Origin of the sequence: Burkholderia pyrrocinia, from assembly GCF_018417535.1 — a bacterium.
Taxonomy (GTDB): Bacteria; Pseudomonadota; Gammaproteobacteria; order Burkholderiales; family Burkholderiaceae; genus Burkholderia; species Burkholderia pyrrocinia_E.
The window spans coordinates 1,221,993-1,247,756 of the sequence record NZ_CP070978.1 but is presented as its reverse complement, the minus strand read 5'-3'; the positions used below and the strand labels follow the sequence as shown (position 1 = coordinate 1,247,756).

Sequence of the window (25,764 nt, the reverse complement as noted above, 5' to 3'; positions counted from 1 at the left end):
TGCCGGATGCCGTGCGGCGTCAAAGCGCCGCACCGGCCGTCAGATGTCGCCGAGGTGGCGGCGCAGGAACTCGTGGAAGTGCTGCATGCCGTCTTCCATCGGGCTCTGGTACGGGCCGACCTGCGACTCGCCGCGGGCCATCAGCGCACGGCGGCCTGCGTCCATCCGCATCGCGATCTCGTCGTCCTCGACGGCCGTTTCCATATAGGCGGCGCGCTCGGCCTCGACGAATTCGCGTTCGAACAGCGCGATTTCCTCGGGGTAATAGAACTCGACGATGTTGGTCGTCTTCTGCGGGCCGCGCGGGATCAGCCACGACACGACGAGCACGTGCGGATACCACTCGATCATCAGGCCCGGGTAGTAGACCATCCAGATCGCGCCGAACTCCGGCGGCACGCCGTTGCGGAACTTCAGCACCTGCTCGTGCCATTTCTGGTAAGTCGCGCTGCCCGGCTTCGCCAGGGCGTTGTGCACGCCGACCGTCTGCACGCTGTACCAGTCGCCGAACTCCCACTTGAGGTCGTCGCACGACACGAAGCTGCCGAGCCCCGGGTGGAACGGGACGACGTGGTAATCCTCGAGGTAGACCTCGATGAACGTCTTCCAGTTGTAATCGCACTCGTGCACTTCGACGTGATCGAAGTGGTATTCGGAGAAGTCGAAGTGATGCTTCGTGCCGAGATTGGCGAGGTCGCGCGCGACATTCCGGCCTTCGGCCTCGAACAGCAGCCCCTGCCAGTTCTGCAGCGGGCTCTTGCCGAGGTTCAGGCACGGCTTGTCGGGGAAGTGCGGCGCGCCGAGCAGCTCGCCTTCCAGATCGTAGGTCCAGCGGTGCAGCGGGCACACGATGTTCTGCGCGTGGCCGCGCCCGTTGAGCATGATCGCCTGCCGGTGGCGGCAGACGTTCGACAGCAGTTCGATCTGGTTCGTCTGGTTGCGGACCAGCACGCGGCCTTCCTTCTCGGAAGGCAGCGCAAAATAATCCCCCGCCTCGGGCACCATCAACTCGTGCCCGATGTAACGAGGTCCTTTCTTGAAGAGGGTTTCGATCTCGCGCTCGAGTAGCGCCTCATCGAAATATGCAGTGACTGGAAGCTGGCTGTGGGCCGACTTCAACTGAAGCGCATCGCTCAGATTGGACATTCCCACTCCCGGTGTTAGCGTGAAAGCAGTGAACAACCCAACCATCGAAAAATCGATTTAGGGAAACGGGGAATTATACCCGGTTCGCCTCGCAAGGCTAGGAATAAGTGCCTGATTTGTGTCAATTTTTTGTCGGCAGACAATCGGGAGGCGCACACTGTGTGTCGAAGATGGGGCCGGAATATGTGCAGGGCTGCCCAAGTCGGCAGGTCGGAGAATTCTCTTTTGCCGTAGAATGTCCGACTTGTTTTGAAATTTGACACCCTCGTCCATGGCGAAAACCGCATCCCCAGGCGCCACGCCGCCCGGCAATGACACCGAACCGTTGCCGGACAATTATGAGATGGCGCTCGCGGAACTCGAGACGCTGGTTGCCCGGATGGAAGGCGGCGCGTTGAGCCTCGAGGATTCGCTGGCGGCGTACCGCCGCGGTGCGACCCTCGTTGCGTTTTGCCAACAGCAGCTCGAGAAAGTGGAGCAGCAGGTTCGCGTGCTCGACGGCGCGACGCTGAAGCCGCTTTCGTCCGGAACGGCCGCCACGGACGGCGAAGACGACGATCTATGACATTCGAACAATGGATGCGGTCCGTGCTCGACCGCGTCGAGGACGCACTCGGTCACTACCTGCCCGCTGACACCGCGATGCCCGCGCAACTCCACGAGGCGATGCGCTATGCGGTCCTCGGCGGCGGCAAACGCGTTCGCCCGCTGCTGTGCCATGCAGCAGGCGAGCTGACCGGCGCGACGGAAGCGGCGCGCAATGCGGCGGCGGCGGCGCTGGAGATGATCCACGTCTACTCGCTCGTGCACGACGACATGCCGTGCATGGACGACGACGCGCTGCGCCGCGGCAAGCCGACCGTGCACGTGCAGTACGACGAGCCGACGGCACTGCTCGTCGGCGATGCGCTGCAGTCGCAGGCGTTCGTCGCACTGACCGACGCCGATGCGCTGTCGCCGGTGCAGCAGGCGGCGCTCGTGCGCGAGCTTGCGCTCGCGAGCGGCTCGCTCGGCATGGCCGGCGGGCAGGCGATCGACCTGTCGAGCGTCGGCCTCAAGCTGACGCGCGAGCAGCTCGAGACGATGCACCGGATGAAGACGGGCGCGCTGCTGCGCGCGGCAGTGCGGATGGGCGCGCTGGCCGGCGAGACGCCGTCTGCGGAAACGATGGCCGCGCTCGATGTCTACGCGGCGGCCGTGGGCCTGGCCTTCCAGGTCGTCGACGATATTCTCGACGTCACGACCGATTCGGCGACGCTCGGCAAGACGGCCGGCAAGGACGCGGCGAACGACAAGCCGACCTACGTATCGATCCTCGGCCTCGAGGCGTCGCGCGAGCTCGCAGCACAACTGCGCGCCGAAGCGCACGACGCGCTGAAACCGTTCGGCGCACGCGCACAGCGTCTCGCCGAACTTGCCGACCTGGTGGTGAACCGGGTCAGCTGACGCGAAAGCCCGCCGCCGCGCACACGCCACGGTGCGTGCAATAGAATGCGGGCGCGTTTGATTTCCTACAATGGAACGACGATGTACGACTTGCTGAAAACCATCGACGACCCGGCGGATTTGCGCCGCCTCGATCGTCGCCAACTGCAACCGCTCGCGGATGAACTGCGCGCGTTCGTGCTCGACAGCGTGTCGAAGACGGGCGGCCATTTGTCGTCCAACCTCGGGACGGTCGAGCTGACGATCGCGTTGCACTACGTGTTCAACACGCCGAACGATCGCATCGTCTGGGATGTGGGCCACCAGACCTATCCGCACAAGATTTTGACCGGCCGTCGCGACCAGATGCATTCGCTGCGTCAGCAGGACGGCATCTCGGGTTTCCCGCGCCGTTCGGAGTCGGAATACGACACGTTCGGCACCGCGCACTCGAGCACGTCGATCTCGGCCGCGCTCGGCATGGCGATCGGCAGCCAGTTGAACGGTGACGACCGCTTCTCGATCGCCGTGATCGGCGACGGCGCGATGACGGCCGGCATGGCGTTCGAGGCGATGAACAACGCGGGCGTGTCGGAAGATGCGAAAGTGCTCGTGATCCTGAACGACAACGACATGTCGATCTCGCCGCCGGTCGGCGCGCTGAATCGCCATCTCGCACGCCTGATGTCGGGCCGCTTCTACGCCGCTGCTCGCGCGGGCGTCGAGCGCGTGCTGAGCGTTGCGCCGCCGGTACTCGAACTCGCGCGCAAGCTCGAGGAGCACGCGAAGGGCATGGTTGTGCCGGCCACGCTGTTCGAAGAGTTCGGCTTCAACTATATCGGCCCGATCGACGGTCACGATCTCGATTCGCTGATCCCGACGCTGCAGAACATCCGCGAACTGCGCGGCCCGCAGTTCCTGCACGTGGTGACGAAGAAAGGCCAGGGCTACAAGCTCGCCGAAGCCGATCCCGTGCTCTATCACGGCCCCGGCAAGTTCAATCCGGCCGAAGGCATCAAGCCGTCGACCGCGCCCGCGAAGAAGACGTACACGCAAGTGTTCGGCGAGTGGCTGTGCGATGAAGCCGAGCGCGATACGCGTGTCGTCGGCATCACGCCCGCGATGCGCGAAGGCTCGGGCATGGTCGAGTTCGAGAAGCGCTTCAAGGATCGCTACTACGACGTCGGCATCGCCGAGCAGCACGCGGTGACGTTCGCGGGCGGCCTCGCGACCGAAGGGCTCAAGCCGGTCGTCGCGATCTACTCGACGTTCCTGCAGCGTGCGTACGATCAACTGATCCACGACGTCGCACTGCAGAACCTGCCGGTCGTGTTCGCGATCGACCGCGCGGGCCTCGTCGGCGCGGACGGCGCGACGCACGCGGGTGCATACGATCTCGCGTTCATGCGCTGCATCCCGAACATGACGATCATGGCCGCATCCGACGAGAACGAATGCCGCCAGATGCTGCACACCGCGCTGCAGCAGCCGAACCCGACCGCGGTGCGCTATCCGCGCGGCGCGGGCACGGGCGTGCCGACGGTGAAGGAATTCACCGAGATCCCGCTCGGCAAGGGTGAAGTGCGTCGCCGCACGGCGCAGCAGGAAGGCAAGCGTGTCGCGATCCTCGCATTCGGCACGATGGTCGCACCGTCGCTCGCCGCGGCCGAGGAGCTCGATGCAACCGTCGCGAACATGCGCTTCGTGAAGCCGGTCGACGCGGCGCTCGTGCGCGAACTCGCCGAGACGCACGACTACCTCGTCACGGTCGAGGAAGGCTGCGTGATGGGCGGTGCGGGCTCGGCCTGCGTGGAAGCCCTGATGGAGAGTGGGGTTATCCGACCCGTACTACAATTGGGCCTCCCTGACCTGTTCATCGATCACGGTGACCCCGCGAAGCTGCTGTCGCAATGCGGCCTCGACGGCGCGGGCATCGCGAAATCGATTCGCGAACGCTTCCTGAACCCGGCGGCCGACGTCGCCGGTCAGGCGAAGCGCGTCGCATAAGCTGGCGCCGCCTGCGGGCGGCGCCGGTGCGACTGGCGCAACCGGTCTTCATTGATGCGGAAAACATGGGCCTGCGGGCCCATGTTGCTTTTCCGGCTGCCGCGTGACGCGGCGTGCGCGTCGTCGAACGCGCGGTTTACAAGGATTGAACAAGATGAACCAGATGAACCCCGCCTTCGTGATGCCCGACGTGCAGAGCACGGTGGATACCCGTCAGATTCCGATTCAGCGCGTGGGCGTGAAGGCGGTCCGGCATCCGTTGACGGTGCGTACCGAAAGCGGCGACGTGCAGCCGACCGTTGGCGTCTGGAACCTCGACGTCCGCCTGCCGGCCGACCAGAAGGGCACGCACATGTCGCGCTTCGTCGCGCTGCTCGAAGAGAACCGCGCGCCGCTGACGGTCGAGCGCTTCCGCGCGATGCTCGCGGCGATGCTCGAGAAGCTCGAGGCCGAGGCCGGCCGGATCGAGGTCACGTTCCCGTACTTCGTGAACAAGACCGCGCCGGTGTCCGGCGTGCAGAGCCTGCTCGACTATGAAGTGACGCTCGCGGGCGAAAGCCGCAACGGCGACACGCGCCTGTTCCTGAAGGTGCTCGTGCCCGTGACGAGCCTTTGCCCGTGCTCGAAGAAGATCTCGCAGTACGGCGCGCACAACCAGCGCTCGCACGTGACGATCGACGCCGAACTCGCGGCCGACCTGCCGGTCGAGGCGCTGATCCGCATCGCGGAGGAAGAGGCGTCGTGCGAATTGTGGGGCCTGCTGAAGCGGCCGGACGAGAAGTTCGTCACCGAGCGTGCATACGAGAACCCGAAGTTCGTCGAGGATCTCGTGCGCGACGTCGCGCAGCGTCTCGATGCGGACGAGCGCGTGGTCGCATACGTGCTCGAAGCCGAGAACTTCGAGTCGATCCACAATCACAGCGCGTATGCACTGATCGAACGCGACAAGCGGCAGGCTGCATAACGCTGCGTCGTTTTGTCGCGCCGATAAACAAAGGCCGCTCGTTTGAGCGGCCTTTTGTACGTGTGCCGGTGCGTGCGGCGTCGCGTTGCGCGGCTCAGCGTGCGAGCGACGCGAGATCCCAGCGCGGCTTCACCGTGAATGCGTAGTCGGCGTTCGCCTGCTCGGGCCAGCGGCCGAGCCGCAGCGCACCCGCGAGCGCGATCATTGCGCCGTTGTCGGTGCAGAGTGCGAGATCGGGGTAGTGCACGTCGAAGCCGCGCTTGGCCGCGGCGGCCGACAGCGCCGCGCGCAACTGGCGGTTCGCGCCGACGCCGCCCGCGACCACGAGGCGCTTGAGCTTCGTCTTCTTCAGCGCGGCGAGCGACTTCGCGACGAGCACGTCGACGGCCGCGTCGACGAAACCGCGCGCGAGGTCGGCTTTCGCGCGTTCGAGCGCTTCGCCCGCCAGCTTCGCCGCCTCGAACTTCTTCATCTGCGTGAGCACGGCCGTCTTCAGGCCGCTGAAGCTGAAGTCGAGATCGCCCGAATGCAGCATCGGGCGAGGCAGCACGACCGCGCCCGGCGTGCCCGTTTCGGCGAGCTTCGACACTTCCGGGCCGCCTGGATAACCGAGGCCGATCAGTTTCGCCGTCTTGTCGAACGCTTCGCCGGCCGCGTCGTCGAGCGTTTCGCCGAGCGTCTCGTACACGCCGACGTCGGTCACGCGCATCAGTTGCGTGTGGCCGCCGGAAACCAGCAGCGCGACGAACGGGAACGGCGGCGGCTGGTCGACGAGCAGCGGCGACAGCAGGTGGCCTTCGAGGTGATGGATGCCGACGGTCGGCTTGTTCCACGCGAGTGCGAGCGCATTCGCGATGCTCGCGCCGACCAGCAGCGCGCCGGCGAGGCCGGGGCCTTGGGTGAACGCGATCGCGTCGATGTCGTCGCGGTGCGTGCCGCTTTGCGCCATCACTTCCTCGAGCAGCGGCAGCGCACGGCGGATGTGGTCGCGCGACGCGAGTTCGGGCACGACGCCGCCGTAGTCGCGGTGCATCGCGATCTGCGAATGGAGCGCGTGCGCGAGCAGGCCGCGCTGCGTGTCGTAGAGCGCGAGGCCGGTTTCGTCACAGGAGCTTTCGATGCCGAGAACGAGCATGGGTACGGGCAGGGCGCGCCGTATCGGGCGCGCCGCAGGAAGGTCGACGTAACCGGGAAGTATAGCAGGCGAGGGACGGCCGCCGCTGGCGGCTGCCCGGGCCCGATGCCGGGCAGGTACAATCCGCGCCATGGAAACTTATGACATCGCCGTGATCGGCGCGGGCGCCGCCGGGATGATGAGCGCCGCGGTCGCCGGGCAGCTCGGCCGCCGCGTCGTGCTGATCGATCACGCACCGCGGCTCGCCGAGAAAATCCGCATCTCGGGCGGCGGCCGCTGCAACTTCACGAACCTGTACGCAGGCCCCGACAACTACCTGTCGGCGAATCCGCATTTCGCGCGCTCGGCGCTGGCGCGCTATACGCCGCGCGACTTCCTCGGGCTGCTCAAGCGCCATCATGTGACCTGGCACGAAAAGCACAAGGGCCAGCTTTTTTGCGATCACGGCAGCGACGCGGTCATCGACGTGCTGAAGCACGAGTGCGACGCGGGCGGCATCGCGTGGCGCCGGCCCGTCGTCGTCGACGCGGTGCGCCATGCGCCGGCCGACGGCTTCACGCTCGACACGCAGCAGGCCGGGGCGATCGGTGCGCGCGCAGTGATTGTCGCGACCGGCGGCCTGTCGATCCCGAAGATCGGCGCGACGGACTTCGGCTACCGGCTCGCGAAGCAGTTCGGTCACAAGCTCATCGATACGCGGCCCGCGCTCGTGCCGCTTACGTTCGCGCAGCACGACTGGGAGCCGTTCGCGGCGTTGTCCGGCGTATCGCTCGAAGTGCGCGTATCGACCGGCGACAAGAAGCGCGGCGGCGAATTCGTCGAGGACCTGCTGCTGACCCATCGCGGCCTGTCCGGGCCCGGCATCCTGCAGATCTCGAGCTACTGGCAGCCCGGCGACCCGATCCGCGTCGACCTGCTGCCGCAGCGCGACACGGTGGATGACCTGCTCGACGCGAAGCGCACGTCGAAACGCCAGATCGGTTCGCTGCTCGCGGACTGGGTGCCGTCGCGCCTCGCGCATGCGTGGCTCGACACGCATCGCGTCGCGGCCGACGCGCGGCTCGCGGACCTGCCCGACAAGACGCTGCGCCAGATCGGCGACGCGCTGTCCGGCTGGACGCTGACGCCGAATGGCACCGAGGGCTACAAGAAGGCCGAAGTGACGAAGGGCGGGGTCGATACGCGGGAACTGTCGTCGGCGACGATGATGAGCGCGCGCGTGCCGGGGCTGTTCTTCGTCGGCGAGGCGGTGGACGTGACGGGCTGGCTCGGCGGCTACAACTTCCAGTGGGCGTGGGCGTCCGGCACGGCGGCCGGGCAGGCTGCGGCGGAGTATGCGCGCGGCGCCTGACAGGCCGGGCAAGCCTGGTTTTAGCGGGACCAGGCCCCGTGCCTTTGGGCAATCGCTCTGCTATACTCGGTAGTCTTTCCCTGCAAACCTTTATTCGTGTCGGATCATGACGATCATTCGCGTTAAAGAGAACGAGCCGTTCGAAGTTGCAATGCGTCGCTTCAAGCGCACGATCGAGAAGAACGGTCTGTTGACCGAGCTTCGTGCGCGCGAGTTTTACGAGAAGCCGACCGCGGAGCGCAAGCGCAAGAAGGCTGCTGCGGTGAAGCGTCATTACAAGCGTATCCGCAGCCAGACGTTGCCGAAGAAGCTGTACTGAACGATTGGGCGCCGCGCGGTTCGCTGAGCGGCGCACCGGCGACTCCGTGCGATCGGGTACGATCGTGCAGCCGATCAGGCGGCGAGTCGCCGATGCCGGATTCGAGCAACCCGCTTGAGACACTGTCCCAAGCGGGTTTTTGTGTTGACGTCTGTTCGCGGGCGTCGGGTTCACGTTTCCATCCCGGGTGAAAGATGAGTTTGAAAGAGCAGATCAGCGAAGACATGAAGGCCGCGATGCGCGCGAAGGACAGCGAGCGCCTGTCGACGATTCGCCTGCTGATGGCCGCGATCAAGCAGCGCGAGGTCGATGATCGGGTCACGCTCGACGACGCGGGCATCACGGCCGTGATCGACAAGATGATCAAGCAGCGCAAGGATTCGATCAGCCAGTTCCAGGCCGCCGGCCGCGACGACCTCGTCGCGAAGGAGCAGGCCGAGCTGACGGTGCTGGGCGGCTACATGCCCGCGCAACTGTCGGACGCCGAAGTGGCGGCCGAAATCCAGGCGGCGGTCGCGCAAACGGGTGCGGCCGGCCCGCAGGACATGGGCAAGGTGATGGGCGTGCTGAAGGGCAAGCTCGCCGGCCGTGCCGACATGACGGCCGTTTCCGCGCAGGTCAAGGCCGCGCTCACGAAGTAAACCCGTTCCCGGCGCGCGGCGTTGCGTGCGCCGGGCGTCGCATGGTCTTTTTTCGCTCGATCCCACGGTGATTCCGCATTCGTTCCTGCAGGACTTGCTGAACCGCGTCGATATCGTCGACGTGGTGGGTCGGTACGTGCAGCTCAAGAAGGGCGGCGCCAACTTCATGGGGCTGTGCCCGTTCCATAACGAGAAGAGCCCGTCGTTTACCGTCAGCCCGACCAAGCAGTTCTATCACTGCTTCGGCTGCGGCGCGCACGGTACGGCGATCGGCTTCCTGATGGAGCATGCGGGGCTCACGTTCCCGGAAGCCGTGCAGGAACTCGCGCAGTCCGTCGGGCTGACCGTGCCGCACGAGCCGTCGATGCGCGGCGGTGGCGGTGGAGGCGGGGGCGGCGACTATCCGGCGCCCGTGTCGAAATCCGTTGCGACCGCGCTGTCCGACGCGATGTCGGCCGCGTGCGACTACTACCGCAAGCAGTTGCGCGGCGCGACGGTTGCGATCCAGTATCTGAAGAACCGGGGCCTGACCGGCGAAATCGCCGCGCGTTTCGGGCTCGGTTATGCGCCGGACGGCTGGCAGAACCTCGAAGCCGCGTTCCCGGACTATCGCGACGAGTCGCTCGTCGAATCGGGGCTTGTGATCGTCAGCGAGAAAACCGATGCGCAGGGCGTTGCGCGCCGCTACGACCGGTTCCGCGAGCGGATCATGTTCCCGATCCGCAACGTGAAGGGGCAGGTGATCGGCTTCGGCGGCCGCGTGCTCGGCAGCGGCGAGCCGAAGTACCTGAACTCGCCCGAAACGCCGCTGTTCAACAAGGGCAGCGAGCTGTACGGGCTGTTCGAGGCGCGGCTCGCGATTCGCGAGCGCAAGTACGTGCTGGTCGTCGAGGGCTACATGGACGTCGTCGCGCTCGCGCAACTGGGTTTCCCGAACGCGGTCGCGACGCTCGGCACCGCGTGCACGCCGATTCACGTGCAGAAGCTGCTGCGCCAGACCGACACGGTCATTTTCAGTTTCGACGGCGACTCGGCCGGGCGGCGTGCGGCACGGCGTGCGCTCGAGGCCTGCCTGCCGCATGCGGCGGACAACCGCACGATCCGGTTCCTTTTTCTGCCGGCCGAGCACGACCCGGACAGCTATGTGCGGGAGTTCGGCGCGGACGCGTTCTCCGAGCAGGTCGAGCGTGCGATGCCGCTGTCGCAATTTTTGCTGAACGAAGCAATTGCCGGCAAGGCGCTCGATCAGCCGGAAGGCCGCGCGAAGGCACTGTTCGATGCGAAGCCGTTGCTGCAGGCGCTGCCCGCGAACGCGTTGCGCGCGCAGATCATGCACATGTTCGCGGACCGCCTCGACATCCCGTTCGAAGAGGTCGCGGGGCTGTCCGACGTCGATACGCGGATCGCGGCGCCGCCGCGCCAGGCACCCGCGCGCAGCGAGCGACGCCGCGTGACGGACAGCGAAAAGCGCGCGTTGCGCACGCTGGTGATGCATCCGCGTATCGCGTCGCAGCTCGACGACGAGCAGATTGCGACCCTGCGCGCGTTGCCGCGCATCGGCGAGTTGTTCGCCGAAGTCGTCGATCATGCGCGTGCGCTGGGCGACGGCGCGGAGTTCCGGCTGCTGTCGGATGTCTTGCGGACGTCCTCGAACGGGGCGACTTACGAGGAAATCTTCCGCGAAATTCTGGACTATGATGAAAACGTCCGCGATTTGCTGTTACAGAATCCGGAAGACGAGACGGTGCCCGAGCGGCAGCGTGAGCAGGAACGGATCGCGGGAGAGGAACTGCAGGCGGCGGTGCTCAAGATGCGCTATGACGCTTGCTGCGACCGGCTCGATCGGCTGGCGCGGCAATCCACCTTCACACCCGAGGAATTGGCTGAATTGACGGAATTGAACCAGCAGCGAACCGACATGAAGCGTCGGCTCGGGCTGTAGGCGGCCGGGGCGCTTAGAGAGGGTTCCCCAGCGTGCTATAATATAAGGTTTCCAGCGGTTTGTTTTCCAAGCAGAGGCGAGAATCGCGATGGCAAAGACGACAGGCGGAAAGAAAGCAACAGGCAAGGGCTCGACGGAGCCGACCAAGAAGGTCACAGCGGCCAAGTCTGCTTCTTCCACCAGGACAACGTCTTCAGCCACGTCTGCTCCTGCAGGAAAGAAAACCGCGGCCGGCACTGCTCAGGCTGCGCCGGCACCGGCAGCCAGAACACGGGCTGCCGCGAGACCCGACTCCGGGCCGGCCAAGCCGGCGGCGAAGCGGGCAAGTGCGAAAAGCGCAAGGGACACGACTGCCGCCGCGGACGAAACGGCAGTACGTACTACTCATGCACCCACGGTTCAACCGGCTGTCGTCCAGCAGCCGCGAGTCGATATAGCCGGTACGGCGAACTCCATGACCAAAAAGCTGAACGAAGTATCCGTCGTTGACGACGCAAATCAGAGCGACGAGCAGCCCGCAGCCGCGGCTGCACCGGGCAAATCCAAGGTGCGCGATCGGCGCGCCAAGGAAAAGGCGCTGCTGAAGGAAGCGTTCGCGACGAGCACGCCGGGCACGGCCGAGGAGCTCGAAGAGCGCCGCGTTAAGCTGCGCGCGCTGATCAAGCTCGGCAAGGAGCGCGGCTTCCTTACGTACGCCGAAATCAACGACCACCTGCCGGACAACTTCACCGAGACCGAAGCCCTCGAAGGCATCATCGGCACGTTCAACGACATGGGCGTGGCGGTCTACGAGCAGGCGCCGGACGCGGAAACGCTGCTCCTGAACGACAACGCGCCGGCCGCGTCGTCGGACGATGAGGTCGAAGAGGAAGCGGAAGTCGCGCTGTCCACCGTCGATTCGGAATTCGGCCGCACGACCGATCCGGTCCGGATGTACATGCGCGAAATGGGCACGGTCGAGCTGCTCACGCGCGAAGGCGAAATCGAGATCGCGAAGCGGATCGAGGACGGCCTGCGCCACATGGTGATGGCGATTTCCGCGTGCCCGACGACGATCGCCGACATCCTCGCGATGGCCGAGCGCGTCGCGAACGAAGAGATCCGCGTCGACGAGCTCGTCGACGGCCTGCTCGATCCGAATGCGTCGGACACTGCCGACACGGACGGCTTCTCCGCGAAGGAAGCGGAAGCCATCGAGAACGAGGACGAGGAAGCCGAAGAGGAAGAGGAAGAAGAGGAAGAGGAGGACGATGACGGCACCGCGCAGGCGACCGCCAACGCCGCCCAGCTCGAAGCCCTCAAGCGCGCATCGCTCGACAAGTTCTCGCAGATCAGCGAGTGGTTCGACAAGATGCGCCGCGCGTTCGAGAAGGAAGGCTACAAGTCGAAGTCCTACCTGAAGGCGCAGGAAACGATCCAGACCGAGCTGATGACGATCCGCTTCACCGCGCGTACCGTCGAGCGTCTGTGCGACACGCTGCGTGCGCAAGTGGATGAAGTGCGTCAGGTCGAGCGCCAGATCCTGCACATCGTCGTCGACAAGTGCGGCATGCCGCGTTCGGAATTCATCGCGCGCTTCCCGGGCAGCGAGACGGATCTCGACTGGTCCGAGAAGATCACGGCCGAAGGCCATTCGTACAGCGCGGTCCTGTCGCGCAACATCCCGGCGATCCGCGAACAGCAGCAGCGCCTGCTCGACCTGCAGGCTCGTGTCGTGCTGCCGCTGAAGGACCTGAAGGAAACCAACCGCCAGATGGCGGCCGGCGAACTGAAGGCACGCCAGGCGAAGCGCGAAATGACCGAGGCGAACCTGCGTCTCGTGATCTCGATCGCGAAGAAGTACACGAACCGCGGCCTGCAGTTCCTCGACCTGATCCAGGAAGGCAACATCGGCCTGATGAAGGCGGTGGACAAGTTCGAATACCGTCGCGGCTACAAGTTCTCGACCTATGCGACGTGGTGGATCCGTCAGGCCATCACGCGCTCGATCGCTGACCAGGCGCGCACGATCCGTATTCCGGTTCACATGATCGAGACGATCAACAAGATGAATCGCATCTCGCGGCAGATTCTGCAGGAAACCGGTCTCGAGCCGGATCCGGCAACGCTTGCCGAGAAGATGGAGATGCCGGAAGACAAGATCCGCAAGATCATGAAGATCGCGAAGGAGCCGATCTCGATGGAAACGCCGATCGGTGACGACGACGATTCCCATCTCGGCGACTTCATCGAGGACAACAACACGGTCGCGCCGGCGGATGCCGCGCTGCATGCAAGCATGCGCGACGTCGTGAAGGACGTGCTCGATTCGCTGACGCCGCGCGAGGCGAAGGTGCTGCGGATGCGTTTCGGTATCGAGATGAGCACCGATCACACGCTCGAGGAAGTCGGCAAGCAGTTCGACGTCACGCGCGAGCGGATCCGTCAGATCGAGGCCAAGGCGCTGCGCAAGCTGCGTCACCCGAGCCGTTCCGACAAGCTGAAGTCGTTCCTCGAAGGGAACTGATTTCCAGCGTCTCTGCTGCGAACGCCGCCGGCATCTGCGTGATGCCGGTGGCGTTTGTCTCCTTTGTTGTTACAATGCCGGCCCGGCTTCTTTGCCGGGGCTGCGTGTAGCACGCTTCGTATCTCATCAGGGCTTGTAGCTCAGCGGTTAGAGCAGTCGACTCATAATCGATTGGTCGCGGGTTCGAACCCCGCCGGGCCCACCAGATTCGCTTCCATGGTGTTCCATGGATTGCCGCAAACCCGCGATAGCCTCAAGGCTTCGCGGGTTTTTTATTTCCTGGGGCGTCCAAGGGATTCCATGGGCAGCCAGGGCAAGTGTACTTTCCCTGTTGCCTGTTGCCCCCGGACCTGTACGATGCCTTTAACCGACACCGCTACCGACCGGAGGCAAGCGGTCCTATCGTCGTCGCCTCAACGATCAGATATCGTAGAAGCGGTGCAGCAGCGTTGAGAGCGCGGGTTGCATTGTTCCTTCCGTTGCAGAGGGCGCCCCGCTCAGTAGCGGGCGGATGGAAGTTGGCCTGGACATCGCATACCTGGATGTCGCCGGCCGCCCGTCGGAGGCCCATTTGAATCTTCAGATCCGTTCGAGGGGGCCAACACGCCGCTATAGCGCTGACCATCCCCTTGGGTTTCGAACTGGCGCTGATGTTTCTCGAGCACCGCGTCTACTGCCGTTGAGCCATTGGTTTCGTCGCTTGTAGGCATGCATGATCACGCTTGCCGGCCTGAATACCCGCAGATGGTGGCGCATAATGTATTGATGTTGACCCTTGGTCGGAAGAGGGTTTATGCGCTGCACGATATGCGGGTCCGAGAATCCTGCCGGTACGAGGTTCTGCCAGGAATGTCAGGCCGTGCTGCCACAAAATTGCCCGCATTGTGGACATGAGGTAGAGCCAGCAGCACGCTTCTGCAGCAATTGCGGGACGTCGCTGACGACACCTGCGGCTGCGCCGCCACTTTCTCGGCCATCATCGGGTCAGGATTCGTCGCCAACCCCGATTCATTACACGCCGGATCATCTCGCCGAGCGGATCCGCGCCGAACACACGGCCATGGAAGCGCGCGGCGAACCTGCTGGCGAGCGCAAGACCGTTACCGCGCTGTTTGCTGACATGGCCGGGTCGACCGCTTTGATCCACGATCTCGATCCCGAAGTGGCGCATCGCTTGATCGTGCCCGTGGTCGAGCTGATGATGGAAGCTGTCCACTACTATGAAGGGTACGTAGCGAAATCGCTCGGCGATGGCATCCTCGCGCTGTTCGGCGCACCGATCGCCCACGAAGACCATGCACAGCGAGCGCTTTTCGCTGCATTGCGAATGCAGCAAGCGATGCGGCAACATGGCGACCGCATTCGTCTGCAGGAGGGCATTCCTCTGCAAATTCGCGTCGGTGTTCATACCGGCGAGGTCGTCGTCCGTTCCATCCGCACCGACGACTTGCACACCGAATACGATCCGCTCGGGCATACGATCCACATCGCATCGCGGATTGAGGGAATCGCCACGCCCACGTCAATTCTCGTCAGCGAGTCCACCCACAAGCTGGCCGAAGGCTATTTCGAGTTCAAGGCGCTGGGGGCAACGCAACTCAAGGGAATTCCCGCGCCGCTGCGCGTATACGAGGTGCTTGGCCTGGGTGCGTTACGCACGCGCCTGCAACTGGCGGCGCACCGTGGTCTCGCGCGGTTCGTCGGCCGCGAAACGGAAATGGAACACCTGAACCGGGCACTGGAGACCATGAGGGCCGGGCATGGACGCGTTGTCGGCGTTGTGGGCGAGGCCGGCGTCGGAAAGTCTCGCCTCTTCCACGAGTTCAAAGAGCGTTCACGACGTGGCGCGCTGGTGCTGGAGACGTTTTCGGTATCGCACGGCAAGGCGTTTTCCAATTTGCCGCTCATCGAGCTCCTGAAGAACTATTTCCAGATCACGCCGCAGGACGACGAACGGCGCTGCCGGGAAAAGGTCATCGGCAAGGCGCTCACGCTCGAGCGCAGTTTCGAGGACCTCGTGCCATACGTCCTCTATCTGCTTGGAATCGGTGAGGGCGAGTCGGTACTCGTCGAGATGGATCCGCAGATCCGGCGCGACCGCACCTTCGACGCGATCAGGCAGCTTCTCGTGCGAGAGAGTCAAAATCAGCCGGTCCATTTGCTGTTCGAGGATCTGCAATGGCTGGACCGTGAAACTGAAGCGTTCCTCACATACCTGATCGACCACGTGCCGGACGCACGCATCCTGCTTTTGGTGAATTACCGGCTCGAGTATCAGCCTGCGTGGGCCGGCGCGGTTCATTGCAGCAAAATCCGGCTCGAACCGCTTGGCCCGTCCGATGCTCAGGGACTGCTCACGGCGCTGCTCGGCGAGGATCGCACGCTCGCGCCCCTCAAGCAGCTCATCCTGGAGAAGACGGAGGGCAACCCGTTTTTCATCGAGGAAGTGGTCCAGACGCTTGTCGAAGAGAAGTCGCTGCTCGGCGATGCCGGGCGTTATCGCATCGTGGAGACTCCGGCGACGCTGCACATTCCGACCACCGTGCAGGGCGTGCTGGCCGCTCGAATCGACCGGCTTCCCGTCGAGGAAAAGGAAATGCTGCAGGCACTCGCGGTGATAGGCCACGAGTTTCCGTTCAGCCTGATCCAGCGGATTTGCGGTGAGGCGTCGGCGCGGGACGACGAACTGCGTCGTCTGCTCGCACATCTGGAAGCTGCGGAGTTCATCTACGAGCGGCCCGCGTTTCCCGAAGTCAATTATTCATTCAAACACGCGCTGACTCAGGAAGTGGCCGGGCGCTCGTTGCTCATGGAGCGGCGCACCACGCTGCACGAGCGCACCGCGCAGGCGATCGAGGTGCTGTTCCCGACGCGCATAGCCGATTACTGCAGCGAACTTGCGCACCACTACGGTCAGAGCGGAAACATTCCCAAGGCTGTCGAATACCTGCATCGTGCGGCGCAGCAGGCGCTACGCCATGCTGCCCATCACGATGCAATGAATCACCTCGGAGCTGCGCTTGCGTTACTGAAGGGCTTGCCGGACACGCCTATGCGTGCGCATTGGGAACTGGCACTGCTGCTTTCCCTTGGGCCAGTCTTGATGGATGTGCGTGGATACGGCGCGACAGAGGTGGGTGCGACCTATACGCGCGCGCTCGAGTTGTGCGAGCGGACTGGTGAGGCATCGCAACGCTTTGCGACACAGTTGGGATTGCGGATGTACCACGTGGTGCGCGGCGAGTATGCTCTCGCGACTGATCTGGGCAACCGGATGCTCGGTACCGCGCGGGATGCGAATGAACCAGGCTTCCTCATTGAGGCACATAGCGCACTGGGCTCGTGCTTTTTTCTGCAGGGCGATTTCGATGCTGCTCGCACACACCTGGAACAGGCCCTTGCGATCTACAATCCGGAGCAGCATCAGGCACACGTCTTCACGCACGGGGTGGATCCTGGCATCCGGGCGCTCAGTTTCCTTGTGTTGACCTTGTGGATTCAGGGGTATCCCGACCAAGCGCTCGACCGCAGCGTTGAAGCGCTTGCGCTCGCACGGCACCTTTCTTATGGGCCATCTCTGGCGTTCAGTCTTACCTACGCGGCGCACTTGCATCAGCTGCGGAGGGAGCCGATGCTTGCCGCCGAGCGCGCAGAAGCGGTCATTGCAGTATCGACCGAGCACGGATTGCCGTACTGGCTCGCGTGGGGGACGCTTCTGCGAGGCTGGGCGATGAGCGCGCAAGGACACATCCAGGACGGCATCGAGCAGATGCGGCTGGGACTCGACGCGCAGCGGGCAACTGGCGGCGAAGACCAGCGGCCATATGCTCTCGCGTTGCTCGCCGACAGTTACTGGCGCGCGGGTGACAAGAGGGCAGCACTGGACATGCTTGAAGAGGCTACGACGATCGTCGAGCACTCCGGTGAGCATTGCTACGAGGCCGAGCTGTACCGGCTCACGGGAATCTATCTGGCCGGAGGGGCGAGCAAGGAGGGGACTGCCGCTGCAGGCGATGACGAAGCGGTTGACTGTTTTCACAGAGCGATCGCGCGAGCGCGCCGGCAGGGTGCCAGAGCGCTGGAATTGCGAGCAGCGTCAGACCTTGCGCGGCTATTGCAACGGCAGGGGAAGACTGTGGAGGCAAGGCAAGCGCTGTCCGAGGTGTACGCCTGCTTCACGGAAGGCTTTGACACGAGCGACCTGCGAGAGGCGAAAGCGCTGCTGGATGCATTGGACGCGCGCGCAGGATGAATGGACCTGCGGCGCACGACGACGTATCGTGTGACGACGTACCGTCCACTACCTGCCGCTGCTCGGCATGACGGAGAGCTGGGGAAACGGGCATGACAATCACGCACACGAGACGCCGCAACGATGTACCGCGCAAACGGATCGCGCTGGCTTTGCAGGGTGGCGGGATGCACGGCGCCTTCACCTGGGGCGTGCTTGACCGGCTGATCGAAGACGGTAGGCTCGCAATAGAGGGTGTCAGTGCAACCAGCGCAGGCGCGATGAACGCCGCTGTACTCGCATACGGTCTGCAAAAGGGAGGCGAAGACGGTGCGCGTCAGGCGCTGCACGACTTCTGGCAGGCGGTCGCACAATCGGCGGAGCGCTACAACCCGCTGCGCTGGGTGCCGTGGCTGAAGGGCACGCACAGCTTCGGGCTCGATCATTCGCCGCTTTATGCATTCGCCGACATGATGTTGCGCGTGTTTTCGCCCTATCAGTTCAATCCGAACAACCTGAACCCGCTGCGCGAAGTGCTCGAGAACCAGGTTGACTTCGACGCGCTGCGCAAGCACTGTCCGATCCGGTTGTATCTATGCGCAACCAACGTCGAGACGGGGAAAATACGCCTCTTCACGGGAGAGGATGTCAGTGCAGACGCGGTGCTCGCATCGGCATGCGTGCCGACACTGTTCCAGGCGGTCACAATCGATGGCGAGTACTACTGGGATGGCGGCTATATGGGTAATCCGGCCATCTATCCCCTTATCTACAATTGCGCGACGCGCGACGTCGTGATCGTGCACATCAATCCGCTCGTGCGCCGCGGTGTACCCATCACGGCTGCCGAAATTCTCAACCGTATCAGCGAGATCAGTTTTAACTCGTCGCTGATGCGCGAGATGCGAGCCATCGCGTTCGTCACTGACCTGATCCAGCAAGGCACGATACAACGCGGCGAGATGAAGGAAATGCTGATTCATTCCATTCGCGCCGACGACGCTCTGTGCGCGTTGAGTGTATCGAGCAAGTACAACGCGGATTGGGGATTTCTGAGCGAGCTGCGTGACCACGGGAGACGCGAAGCGGATGCGTGGCTCGCGCATCACTACGGAAACATCGGACAGCGGTCGAGTATCGACATCCGCAGAGAATTTCTCTGAGCGCATCGCGGTAATGTCGGCATGGGGCGCTCATGCGTAGCCGTCCCGGGCCAAGGAGCGAACGTGAACCGGACGCAGGCGCGATTCGTCGCGTTGTGGTCGTGCAGCGGCGGGACACATGCCAGGGATGTCTATCGCATGCTGGCGCAATGCTATATGGAGCCGGCGCGCCGTTACCATACGCTCGTGCATGTCCGGCGATGTTTGCGTCATCTGGACCTGGCGCGCGACTCGATTCCCGAACCGGACGCCGTCGAGCTCACGCTTTGGTTCCATGACGTGATTTTCGTTCCTGGCGCGCAAGATAACGAGCAGCGTAGCGCGGACTGGTTCTGCCGCCAGGCTGGGGGGCGAATCCGCGCGAGCGAACGTATCTGCGAGATGATTCTCGCGACGACCCACTTGGGCATTGCCGCAGAACTGGATACCCGCTTCGTGTGCGACATCGACCTGGCAGCGCTTGGCGCTTCTCGCAGCAGATTTCGCGAAGACGGCCGCCTCCTCAGGGCGGAGCGCCCTGATCTTGACGACCGGGCTTACGACCTTCATGAACGGACCATTCTGCGCGGGTTACTCGCCCGCCCGCGCATCTATCTCACAGATTTCTTCTACACGCGCTGCGAGACGCGAGCGCGCAGAAATTTGAGCTGGCGGCTGAGCTTGCCGATTCCGGGATAACGACGACAAGCTGCTGGGTCTTGTCACGTTGAGTTATGACCGTCGCGTAAGAGCGTGGGACAAACCTTCGCTCAGGCAGCAGACGGATTGAGGGTGAGTTCGGCGAATTCGCTCCACGTCGCGAATCGCGCAGCGAGCTGTTTGCGGTAGAGCGACGCGCGTGAGGCTGGGCCTGCCTGAACCGACGAGTACCCGGAGGCCGAATGTCAGGACGATGACTGCGGATTCAACCCGTCGATGCAACGAATTGATGAAATCGCTCAGCCGGCGGTTCCGCTGTCGGTATTGAGCGTGCAGGCGGAGAGGATGGTCGACGCGGTGGAGTTGATGGAAGCGCTCGGAGGCGGCGGGTCGACGGACGAGACGGAATCTGGGTCGGCTTCGACCGGTGGGCGCATCGAACGGCGCTATCCGGGCCCGGCCAGCCTCAGGTTCGGCTCGACCAGGAATTGGGATTTCACATGATCGACGACATAGATGACTACGCCGCTCGCCCGGCGCGTCCTCGGTGAATAGTCGAACTCGGTCGCATCGGCGTCGGCGGATGCCGGCCTCACGAGAAACACGTGCATCCCGGCCTTGAATACGTGATGCGAGGGCAGACGCTGATTGACCAGTTCGATGAATTGCGTGGCCGAGATCACGGGCATGAAAGCAGACATGGATCTTCTCCGGTACGAACTGATAAAGCGTCCAGGACGGACAAGCGTGAGCGTCGCAGGGTTTCACGCAGTCAGAGGCCGCGGCATCAAAGCGTACCGCGGGCCGTGGACGATTCGGTATTCAACCAGTAGCCGTGCTTGCCGTAGAACTGATGCAGCACAATCTCGTCGCTTCGATAGACGGGCTGCGAATCGTCGTATTCGGGGCTCTGGCGAATCGAGTCGCGGTTGAGCGCGGTTGATACCGTTTTCGTGGCCCAGTCCACCCGGTCGAGCCAGTGCGTCGCGATCAGGACTTCCTTGTTGGTCAACCACCAGTTCCGCGTACTGATTGCGAGATAGCGGATCACCCAGGCTTCATCGTCGTAGATGAAGTCGGACACGCGACCGATGCGTCCGGCCGTGGTTTCGAGCCGATAACCCTTGACCCGGCCGGTGCCGCGCAGATGCGTATTCGTCGGTGTGTCTGCTGGCGCGTCGGCCCCCGCGTCGGCCGGCGTTGCGCGGGTGGGCAGCGGATTTCCAGCCTCGAGATCTTGCGACCGGGCGGCTGAATGGAACGCAGGGTATGCGTCCATGCCCCACAGGTTCGGGCCACCCCAGTAGGGCGGGTAATGGTAGTACCGCAGGTATTCGATCTCGTGTTGACGGGATACCGGCTTGTGTGTGTCCAGATCCGGGCTGTCTCCTACTTGATGGCGCGTCAGGTCGACATGCAGCGTGCTGGATCGGGAGTCGGTGTGCTTGACGGAGTAGGGCGAGATGAGCACCAGCCTCTCGTGCAGCCAGTCGCCCGTCTCGACGACGAGGTAACGGATGCACCAGTTGTCGTCGTCGAAGTAGGCTTGTATGACGTGTCCGATGTCGCCGTCCTTCGCGCGGACCGCGCTTCCGTGCAATTCCTTGATGCTTCGTAGCATGATGTTCTCGTCAGATCGATGCGCGGCATGTCGATGATCCGGCTGAACCGCGTGCCGTGCGGTGGCGTCCAGTCGCTCGCCCGTGGATGCCGAGCGATTCGTACCGATCCCGTTCATGTTCGTGGTGCCACAGTCTGGTGTTTCGTCGTGACGGATTCCGGCATGCTTTCACGGTACCGGCAACGGACTGCCGACGCGGTACGAAAGCGTACAAAGTGTGCGCTGGATCGGACATGGGTCTGTCGGATCGACGCGGATCAGGATAACGAATCGACTGGAACATTCCCGGGTGGACGTGATGTGAAGCCGACGATGCAGGCTTCGACAACGCGCATTGGCCGCTGATGCCGCAATCGCAGTGGGGATTGTCGCTTTACCGGTACTGCAGCCGGACGCCGTACCGGGCGGACAGACGGCGCCCTGCCGGCTCGAGAGGCCGTTGCGCCGAAAGCCGCCTGTGCGCAGAGGGGCGGGGGCTCATGTCTACATGAACCAGATGAACGTATGGCGCGCGTGCCGCGATGCCGAAACGTCCGCGATGTATCGTTCCGATTGGCCGTTGTAGCTCGCGTTGATCGCATAACGTCCGTTCTTCAGATTGGCCAGCATGAACGGGCCGTCCGACGGAGTTTCCAGGACCGTATTGCCTTTCATGTCCGTGATGGTCACCAGTACGTCGGACAAGTATTCGTTCCCGCTTCGGGCCCGGCGGACGAAGGTGAGCACGAGTGCGTAGTCGCGCATGGCACCCTTGATGGCGACCGACTGATCGAGTCCGATGCCACCCGACATATAAGTAACCTGATCGGTGTGCTGCATCGGAGGAAGGTTGTCGTCGGCTGCAACCGGGGCGATTCCGACTAACGTGGCACTTAGGAGGAACGCGAGCATTAAGGACGCGGATGTTTTCATGAGGGATCTCCTGGAGGATTCGGCGGGGAGTCGACGTGTGGCGGCAGTGTTGGTCTGACTGACAGGACCGGCTCGTCTCCCACCAATGCGGCTATTCGCGCCGCATGTCTGTTCGGTGCCGGACGCTTGGTCTTCATCCGATTACGCGCCGTCCGGGGCGTCGTACGCGCCGGCTTCGGCAACTTGAGCATCGCGCTGCCTGCGGGCGTGGCGTTACCGCGAACACGGCGTCGGCGGCCTGGTGCGCCTGTACGCCAGCCGACAGACAGGCCATTCGAATGCGCTCAACCTGTCGTCGAAGAACTCATTCGCATGCTTCACGGACGGCGTGCTTCGGGTGCCGTGAAGCGGGGCGCACCACGCCGCCTGCGCGGCGTGTGCACGTATCGATCTCCCCCTTGAACGTCCGCACGAGCGTTTTCGCCGCGAGCGACAGCGGCATGTCGCGCATCTTCAGAACACCACCACCGGGAAAACACGGAGAGGATGCCGTCCCGATGGCAATCGAAGTATGCTGTGGCGCGGCACTGTCCGCGCGCGATGCCTGTCGGGCGCCCGGTCAGCCGTCGAGCCCCGCGATCCATCCGGCGGCCAGAATAAACACGCTTCGCCGGGGAGTGGCGACGGTAATCATGATCATGCTGCGTTCGTGGGGTGCGATTCTTTCGTTGCTGGCGCTCGTTGCGTGCGCCAGCCTGCCACCGCAGGCCGACCGCGCGCCGACGCATGCGTTCGCCGACACGGAAAACACGCGGCTGGGCGTCGCGTTCCGCCAGCAGGCCGGCATGCATCCGGGGCAGGACGCGTTTCATCTGCTGACCGATCCGGTCGATGCGCTGGATGCGCGCGTGCTGCTCGCCGATCGCGCGGACCGTTCGCTGGACCTTCAGTACTACATCTGGCACGACGACCTGACCGGGCATGAGCTGGCCGACGCGATCATTCGCGCGGCCGATCGCGGCGTCCGCGTCCGCGCACTGCTCGACGATCTCGGCACGAACGCGGACGACCGCAAGCTGCTCGAGATCAGCTCGCATCCGAACATCGAGATCCGGCTGTTCAATCCGGTCGCTACGCGCCGGTTCAAGAAGATCGGCACGGTGTTCGAGTTCTCGCGCGTCAACCGGCGCATGCACAACAAGGCGATGATCGCGGACAACCAGGCGGCGATCGTCGGCGGCCGCAATATCGGTGACGAATACTTCGGCGCATCGTCGATGCTGGAGTTCGGCGATCTCGATGTCGTCGTCCACGGTCCCGTCGTGAAGGACATCTCGACGGAATTCGATACGTTCTGGAATTTCCCGTATGCGTATCCGATCGACGCGCTGGTCGGGCACGACGCGGCGCCGGGCGGGCTGGATCGCGAGCGTGAGCGGTTGCGCGACTACCTGAGGGCGATGGAGGACAATCCGTACGTGCTCGAAGCGAGGCGACGGCTCGACCGGATCGTTCATGGGCAGGGCACGGAACTGTCGTGGGGGCACGCGACGGTACTGTACGACGACCCGTCGAAGATCGCGCATTCGCCGAAGGACAGCGACGGGCACCTGATGCCGCAATTGCGCGCGCTCGCATTGCAGCCCGAACACGACCTGCTGATCGTGTCGCCGTATTTCGTGCCGGGCAAGGACGCCGTCGAGCGGCTGCGCGCGCTCTCGGCGCGCGGTGTGCGCGTGACGGTGCTGACCAATTCGCTCGCGTCGACCGACGTGGCGGCCGTGCATGCCGGCTACCGGCGCTACCGAAGCGATCTCGTAGCGGCCGGCGTGCGGCTTTACGAACGGCGGCCATCGGGCGACAAGAGCATTTCGAAGCAGGTCATCATCGGATCGTCGCGCGCGTCGCTGCATGCGAAGACCTACGTGTTCGACCACAAGCGCATTTTCATCGGGTCGATGAACCTCGATCCGCGCTCGCTGAACCTCAATACGGAGATCGGCGTTTACTGCGAAAGTCCGGCAATTGCGTCGCAGGTTGCAGACGATCTGGAATCCCGACTCGATCGGATCGCGTGGCGTGTCGAGCCGAGGACCGATCCGGCGGGGAAAGGGCAGCTCAAGTGGGTTCAGACCGATTCGGGTGGGAAGGTCACCGAACTCGACCATGAACCGGAAGTTTCGGCTGCGCGCCGGATGGAAGTCTGGTTTCTCGGGCTGTTTCCGATCGAATCGCAACTATGAGCGACGATGCGTCGTACGGCGCTCAGCTCCGCGTGCGGCTGTGCCTTTCGATGACGTCCGCGAACTGCCGCGTTGCCGTTTCGATCGTCGCATCGCTTAGCCCGGAATATCCGAGCACGAAGCCGTTGTACCGGCGGCCGTCGCCGACGCCGTAGCTGCTCAGCGGCTGAAGCAGCAGGCCATGCGCGGACGCGGCGCGCGCAACTTCGGTGTCGTGCAGCGGCAGCGCGAGATCCGCCGACAGATGCATGCCGCCCGGGCTTTCCCGAACGCTCAACGATGTGCCGAGGTGGCGGGCGAGTGCCGCTTCGAGGCTGCTGCGCCGCTCCGCGTACAGCGTCCTCATCCGGCGCAGGTGCCGCGCAAAGAGGCCGGTGTCGATGAATTCGGCCATCGCCAGCTGATCGGCCGAATGGCCGCGATGGACGAGTTCGCGCAGCGTCCTGGTGAAGCGGTCGACCAGGACCGGCGGCACCACCATGAAGCCGAGCCGGAGCGCGGGAAACATCGTCTTGCTGAACGTGCCGAGATAGCAGACCGGCGCGTCGGCATCCATGCCCTGGATCGCCGGGAGCGGCTGGCCGCCATGGCGGAACTCGCTGTCGTAGTCGTCCTCGATGATCCACGCACCGCATGCACGCGCATGCTCGACGAGCGCCGCGCGCCGCCGCGGGCTCATTAGCGCGCCGAGCGGGTATTGATGCGACGGCGTCGTATAGATCAGCCGGGGCGGCTTGTCGCGCCACTGTTCGTCGGTCGGCGCCATGCCTTCGTGGTCGACCTCGATCGGCACGATATTCAGGCCGGTTGAGCGGAATGCTGTCCTGGCGCCGTTATAGCAGGGGTTTTCGAGCCAGCCGAATTCGCCGGGATTCGCCAGCATGCGCGCGCACAGCTCGAGGCTGCTTTGCGTGCCGTCGGTGATGAAGACCTGGCCGGTCTCGCAGCGTACGCCTCGCGAGACCCGGATGTAGGCGGCCACGGCGCGCCGCAATTCAGGCAGCCCTTCGACCGGGCCATACGCGAGCTGGGCGGGCTTGACGGCTTTCCACGCGCGCTCGATGCAACGGCGCCACTGGGCAACGGGGAATTCGTCGAGCGACGGCAGGCCGGGGACGAACGGCAGCATGCGTTCGGGCTCGGGATGGGCATTCTCCAGGCCGTGCACGCGCTCGGACAGGTGAACCGGGGCCGGGCTGTCGTCATTCCCGGTGCTCGAACGGCCGCAGCCGTCCCACAGCGTGATCGTGCCGTTGCGCGTGGCCGCCACGAAGCCTTCTTCGGCAAGACGCTCGTACGCATAGACCGCGGAGTTGCGCGCGATGCCCAGCTCCGCCGCGAGCATGCGCGTCGACACGAGCCGCGTGCCGGGCGGGATGTGCCCGTCCAGCAGCATGTTGCGCAGGCTCCGGTACAGGGCTTCCTGCTGGCTGTGTCTTGTCGTGCCGTCCTGTCCGGAAAGCGATGAGACGAGCAGCGCGAGATCCATAGGCTGGTTCCAGAATTTTTCCTTGGGCTGGTTCTTTTTAAGAATCAACGCACATCGTATTGTTCACGTTCTCGCGGTGCAGGCCAGTGC

General features: G+C 64.0%; 19 protein-coding genes, 1 tRNA gene and 1 pseudogene. 14 read left to right on the top strand and 7 right to left on the bottom strand.

The genetic code is table 11. The features are described from left to right. Positions 1–39: 39 nt before the first annotated feature. Positions 40–1,146: an aromatic ring-hydroxylating oxygenase subunit alpha gene (locus JYG32_RS23660; RefSeq protein ID WP_213267164.1), complete on the bottom strand. Its 1,107-nt coding sequence runs from the start codon at positions 1,144–1,146 to the stop codon at positions 40–42. A gap of 271 nt (positions 1,147–1,417) precedes the next feature. On the opposite strand from JYG32_RS23660, the gene JYG32_RS23655 reads away from it, so the two are divergent. The 4 genes from JYG32_RS23655 to folE2 all read left to right on the top strand — a co-directional run bounded on the left by JYG32_RS23655 (position 1,418) and on the right by folE2 (position 5,542). Beyond that, a complete protein-coding gene (locus tag JYG32_RS23655) occupies positions 1,418–1,711 on the top strand; it encodes an exodeoxyribonuclease VII small subunit (RefSeq protein WP_174381044.1) in 294 nt (97 codons plus the stop codon). Further along, a complete protein-coding gene (locus JYG32_RS23650; RefSeq protein ID WP_213267163.1) occupies positions 1,708–2,592 on the top strand; it encodes a polyprenyl synthetase family protein in 885 nt (294 codons plus the stop codon). Before JYG32_RS23655 ends, JYG32_RS23650 begins: the two co-directional genes overlap by 4 nt. A gap of 81 nt (positions 2,593–2,673) precedes the next feature. After that, complete coding sequence (gene dxs / locus JYG32_RS23645; protein ID WP_213267162.1) at positions 2,674–4,578, top strand: 1-deoxy-D-xylulose-5-phosphate synthase; 1,905 nt, start codon at positions 2,674–2,676, stop codon at positions 4,576–4,578. Between the two features lie 154 nt (positions 4,579–4,732). Then, positions 4,733–5,542 carry a GTP cyclohydrolase FolE2 gene (folE2, locus tag JYG32_RS23640; RefSeq protein WP_174381041.1) on the top strand — a complete coding sequence of 270 codons (810 nt, stop codon included), beginning with the start codon at positions 4,733–4,735 and terminating at the stop codon, positions 5,540–5,542. A gap of 94 nt (positions 5,543–5,636) precedes the next feature. Here folE2 and tsaD read toward each other — a convergent pair whose 3' ends face one another. Then, positions 5,637–6,677 carry a tRNA (adenosine(37)-N6)-threonylcarbamoyltransferase complex transferase subunit TsaD gene (tsaD, locus tag JYG32_RS23635; protein WP_174381040.1) on the bottom strand — a complete coding sequence of 347 codons (1,041 nt, stop codon included), beginning with the start codon at positions 6,675–6,677 and terminating at the stop codon, positions 5,637–5,639. Between the two features lie 130 nt (positions 6,678–6,807). On the opposite strand from tsaD, the gene JYG32_RS23630 reads away from it, so the two are divergent. The 9 genes from JYG32_RS23630 (at position 6,808) to JYG32_RS23590 (ending at position 19,508) form a co-directional block, all read left to right on the top strand. After that, positions 6,808–8,028, top strand: coding sequence for an NAD(P)/FAD-dependent oxidoreductase (locus JYG32_RS23630; protein ID WP_174381039.1), 1,221 nt, complete (start codon positions 6,808–6,810; stop codon positions 8,026–8,028). 106 nt (positions 8,029–8,134) lie between these two features. Then, a complete protein-coding gene (rpsU, locus tag JYG32_RS23625) occupies positions 8,135–8,347 on the top strand; it encodes a 30S ribosomal protein S21 (RefSeq protein WP_006479415.1) in 213 nt (70 codons plus the stop codon). Between the two features lie 194 nt (positions 8,348–8,541). After that, on the top strand, positions 8,542–8,988 hold the full coding sequence (locus JYG32_RS23620) for a GatB/YqeY domain-containing protein (protein WP_174381038.1): 447 nt from the start codon (positions 8,542–8,544) through the stop codon (positions 8,986–8,988). Between the two features lie 67 nt (positions 8,989–9,055). After that, positions 9,056–10,930 (top strand): DNA primase, encoded by a 1,875-nt coding sequence (gene dnaG, locus JYG32_RS23615; RefSeq protein ID WP_174381037.1) that lies wholly within the window; start codon positions 9,056–9,058, stop codon positions 10,928–10,930. A gap of 88 nt (positions 10,931–11,018) precedes the next feature. Then, entirely contained in the window at positions 11,019–13,436 is a 2,418-nt protein-coding gene (gene rpoD, locus JYG32_RS23610; RefSeq protein WP_174381036.1) for an RNA polymerase sigma factor RpoD, read from the top strand. 129 nt (positions 13,437–13,565) lie between these two features. Beyond that, positions 13,566–13,641 (top strand) — tRNA-Ile (locus tag JYG32_RS23605). Between the two features lie 588 nt (positions 13,642–14,229). Further along, the gene (locus JYG32_RS23600; RefSeq protein WP_213267161.1) at positions 14,230–17,688 is read left to right on the top strand and encodes an adenylate/guanylate cyclase domain-containing protein; all 3,459 of its coding nucleotides are present in this window, start codon (positions 14,230–14,232) and stop codon (positions 17,686–17,688) included. Positions 17,689–17,780: 92 nt separating this feature from the next. Further along, entirely contained in the window at positions 17,781–18,830 is a 1,050-nt protein-coding gene (locus JYG32_RS23595) for a patatin-like phospholipase family protein (protein ID WP_174381034.1), read from the top strand. Between the two features lie 138 nt (positions 18,831–18,968). Next, the gene (locus JYG32_RS23590) at positions 18,969–19,508 is read left to right on the top strand and encodes an HD domain-containing protein (protein ID WP_213267458.1); all 540 of its coding nucleotides are present in this window, start codon (positions 18,969–18,971) and stop codon (positions 19,506–19,508) included. 71 nt (positions 19,509–19,579) lie between these two features. Here JYG32_RS23590 and JYG32_RS39060 read toward each other — a convergent pair. The 4 genes and pseudogenes from JYG32_RS39060 to JYG32_RS23575 all read right to left on the bottom strand — a co-directional run. Then, positions 19,580–19,669, bottom strand: a pseudogene (locus JYG32_RS39060) (IS6 family transposase); the annotation flags it as partial. Positions 19,670–19,915: 246 nt separating this feature from the next. Next, positions 19,916–20,170, bottom strand: coding sequence for a hypothetical protein (locus JYG32_RS23585; RefSeq protein ID WP_213267160.1), 255 nt, complete (start codon positions 20,168–20,170; stop codon positions 19,916–19,918). Between the two features lie 86 nt (positions 20,171–20,256). Further along, entirely contained in the window at positions 20,257–21,090 is an 834-nt protein-coding gene (locus JYG32_RS23580; RefSeq protein WP_213267457.1) for a PRC-barrel domain-containing protein, read from the bottom strand. Between the two features lie 483 nt (positions 21,091–21,573). Next, complete coding sequence (locus tag JYG32_RS23575) at positions 21,574–22,002, bottom strand: carboxypeptidase-like regulatory domain-containing protein (protein ID WP_249744854.1); 429 nt, start codon at positions 22,000–22,002, stop codon at positions 21,574–21,576. Between the two features lie 632 nt (positions 22,003–22,634). Between JYG32_RS23575 and JYG32_RS23570 the strand changes: the two genes are divergently transcribed. Beyond that, on the top strand, positions 22,635–24,185 hold the full coding sequence (locus JYG32_RS23570) for a phospholipase D family protein (protein WP_213267159.1): 1,551 nt from the start codon (positions 22,635–22,637) through the stop codon (positions 24,183–24,185). Positions 24,186–24,207: 22 nt separating this feature from the next. Here the strand turns inward: JYG32_RS23570 and JYG32_RS23565 are convergent, their stop codons facing one another. Next, complete coding sequence (locus JYG32_RS23565; protein WP_213267158.1) at positions 24,208–25,674, bottom strand: PLP-dependent aminotransferase family protein; 1,467 nt, start codon at positions 25,672–25,674, stop codon at positions 24,208–24,210. Positions 25,675–25,764 lie beyond the last annotated feature (90 nt).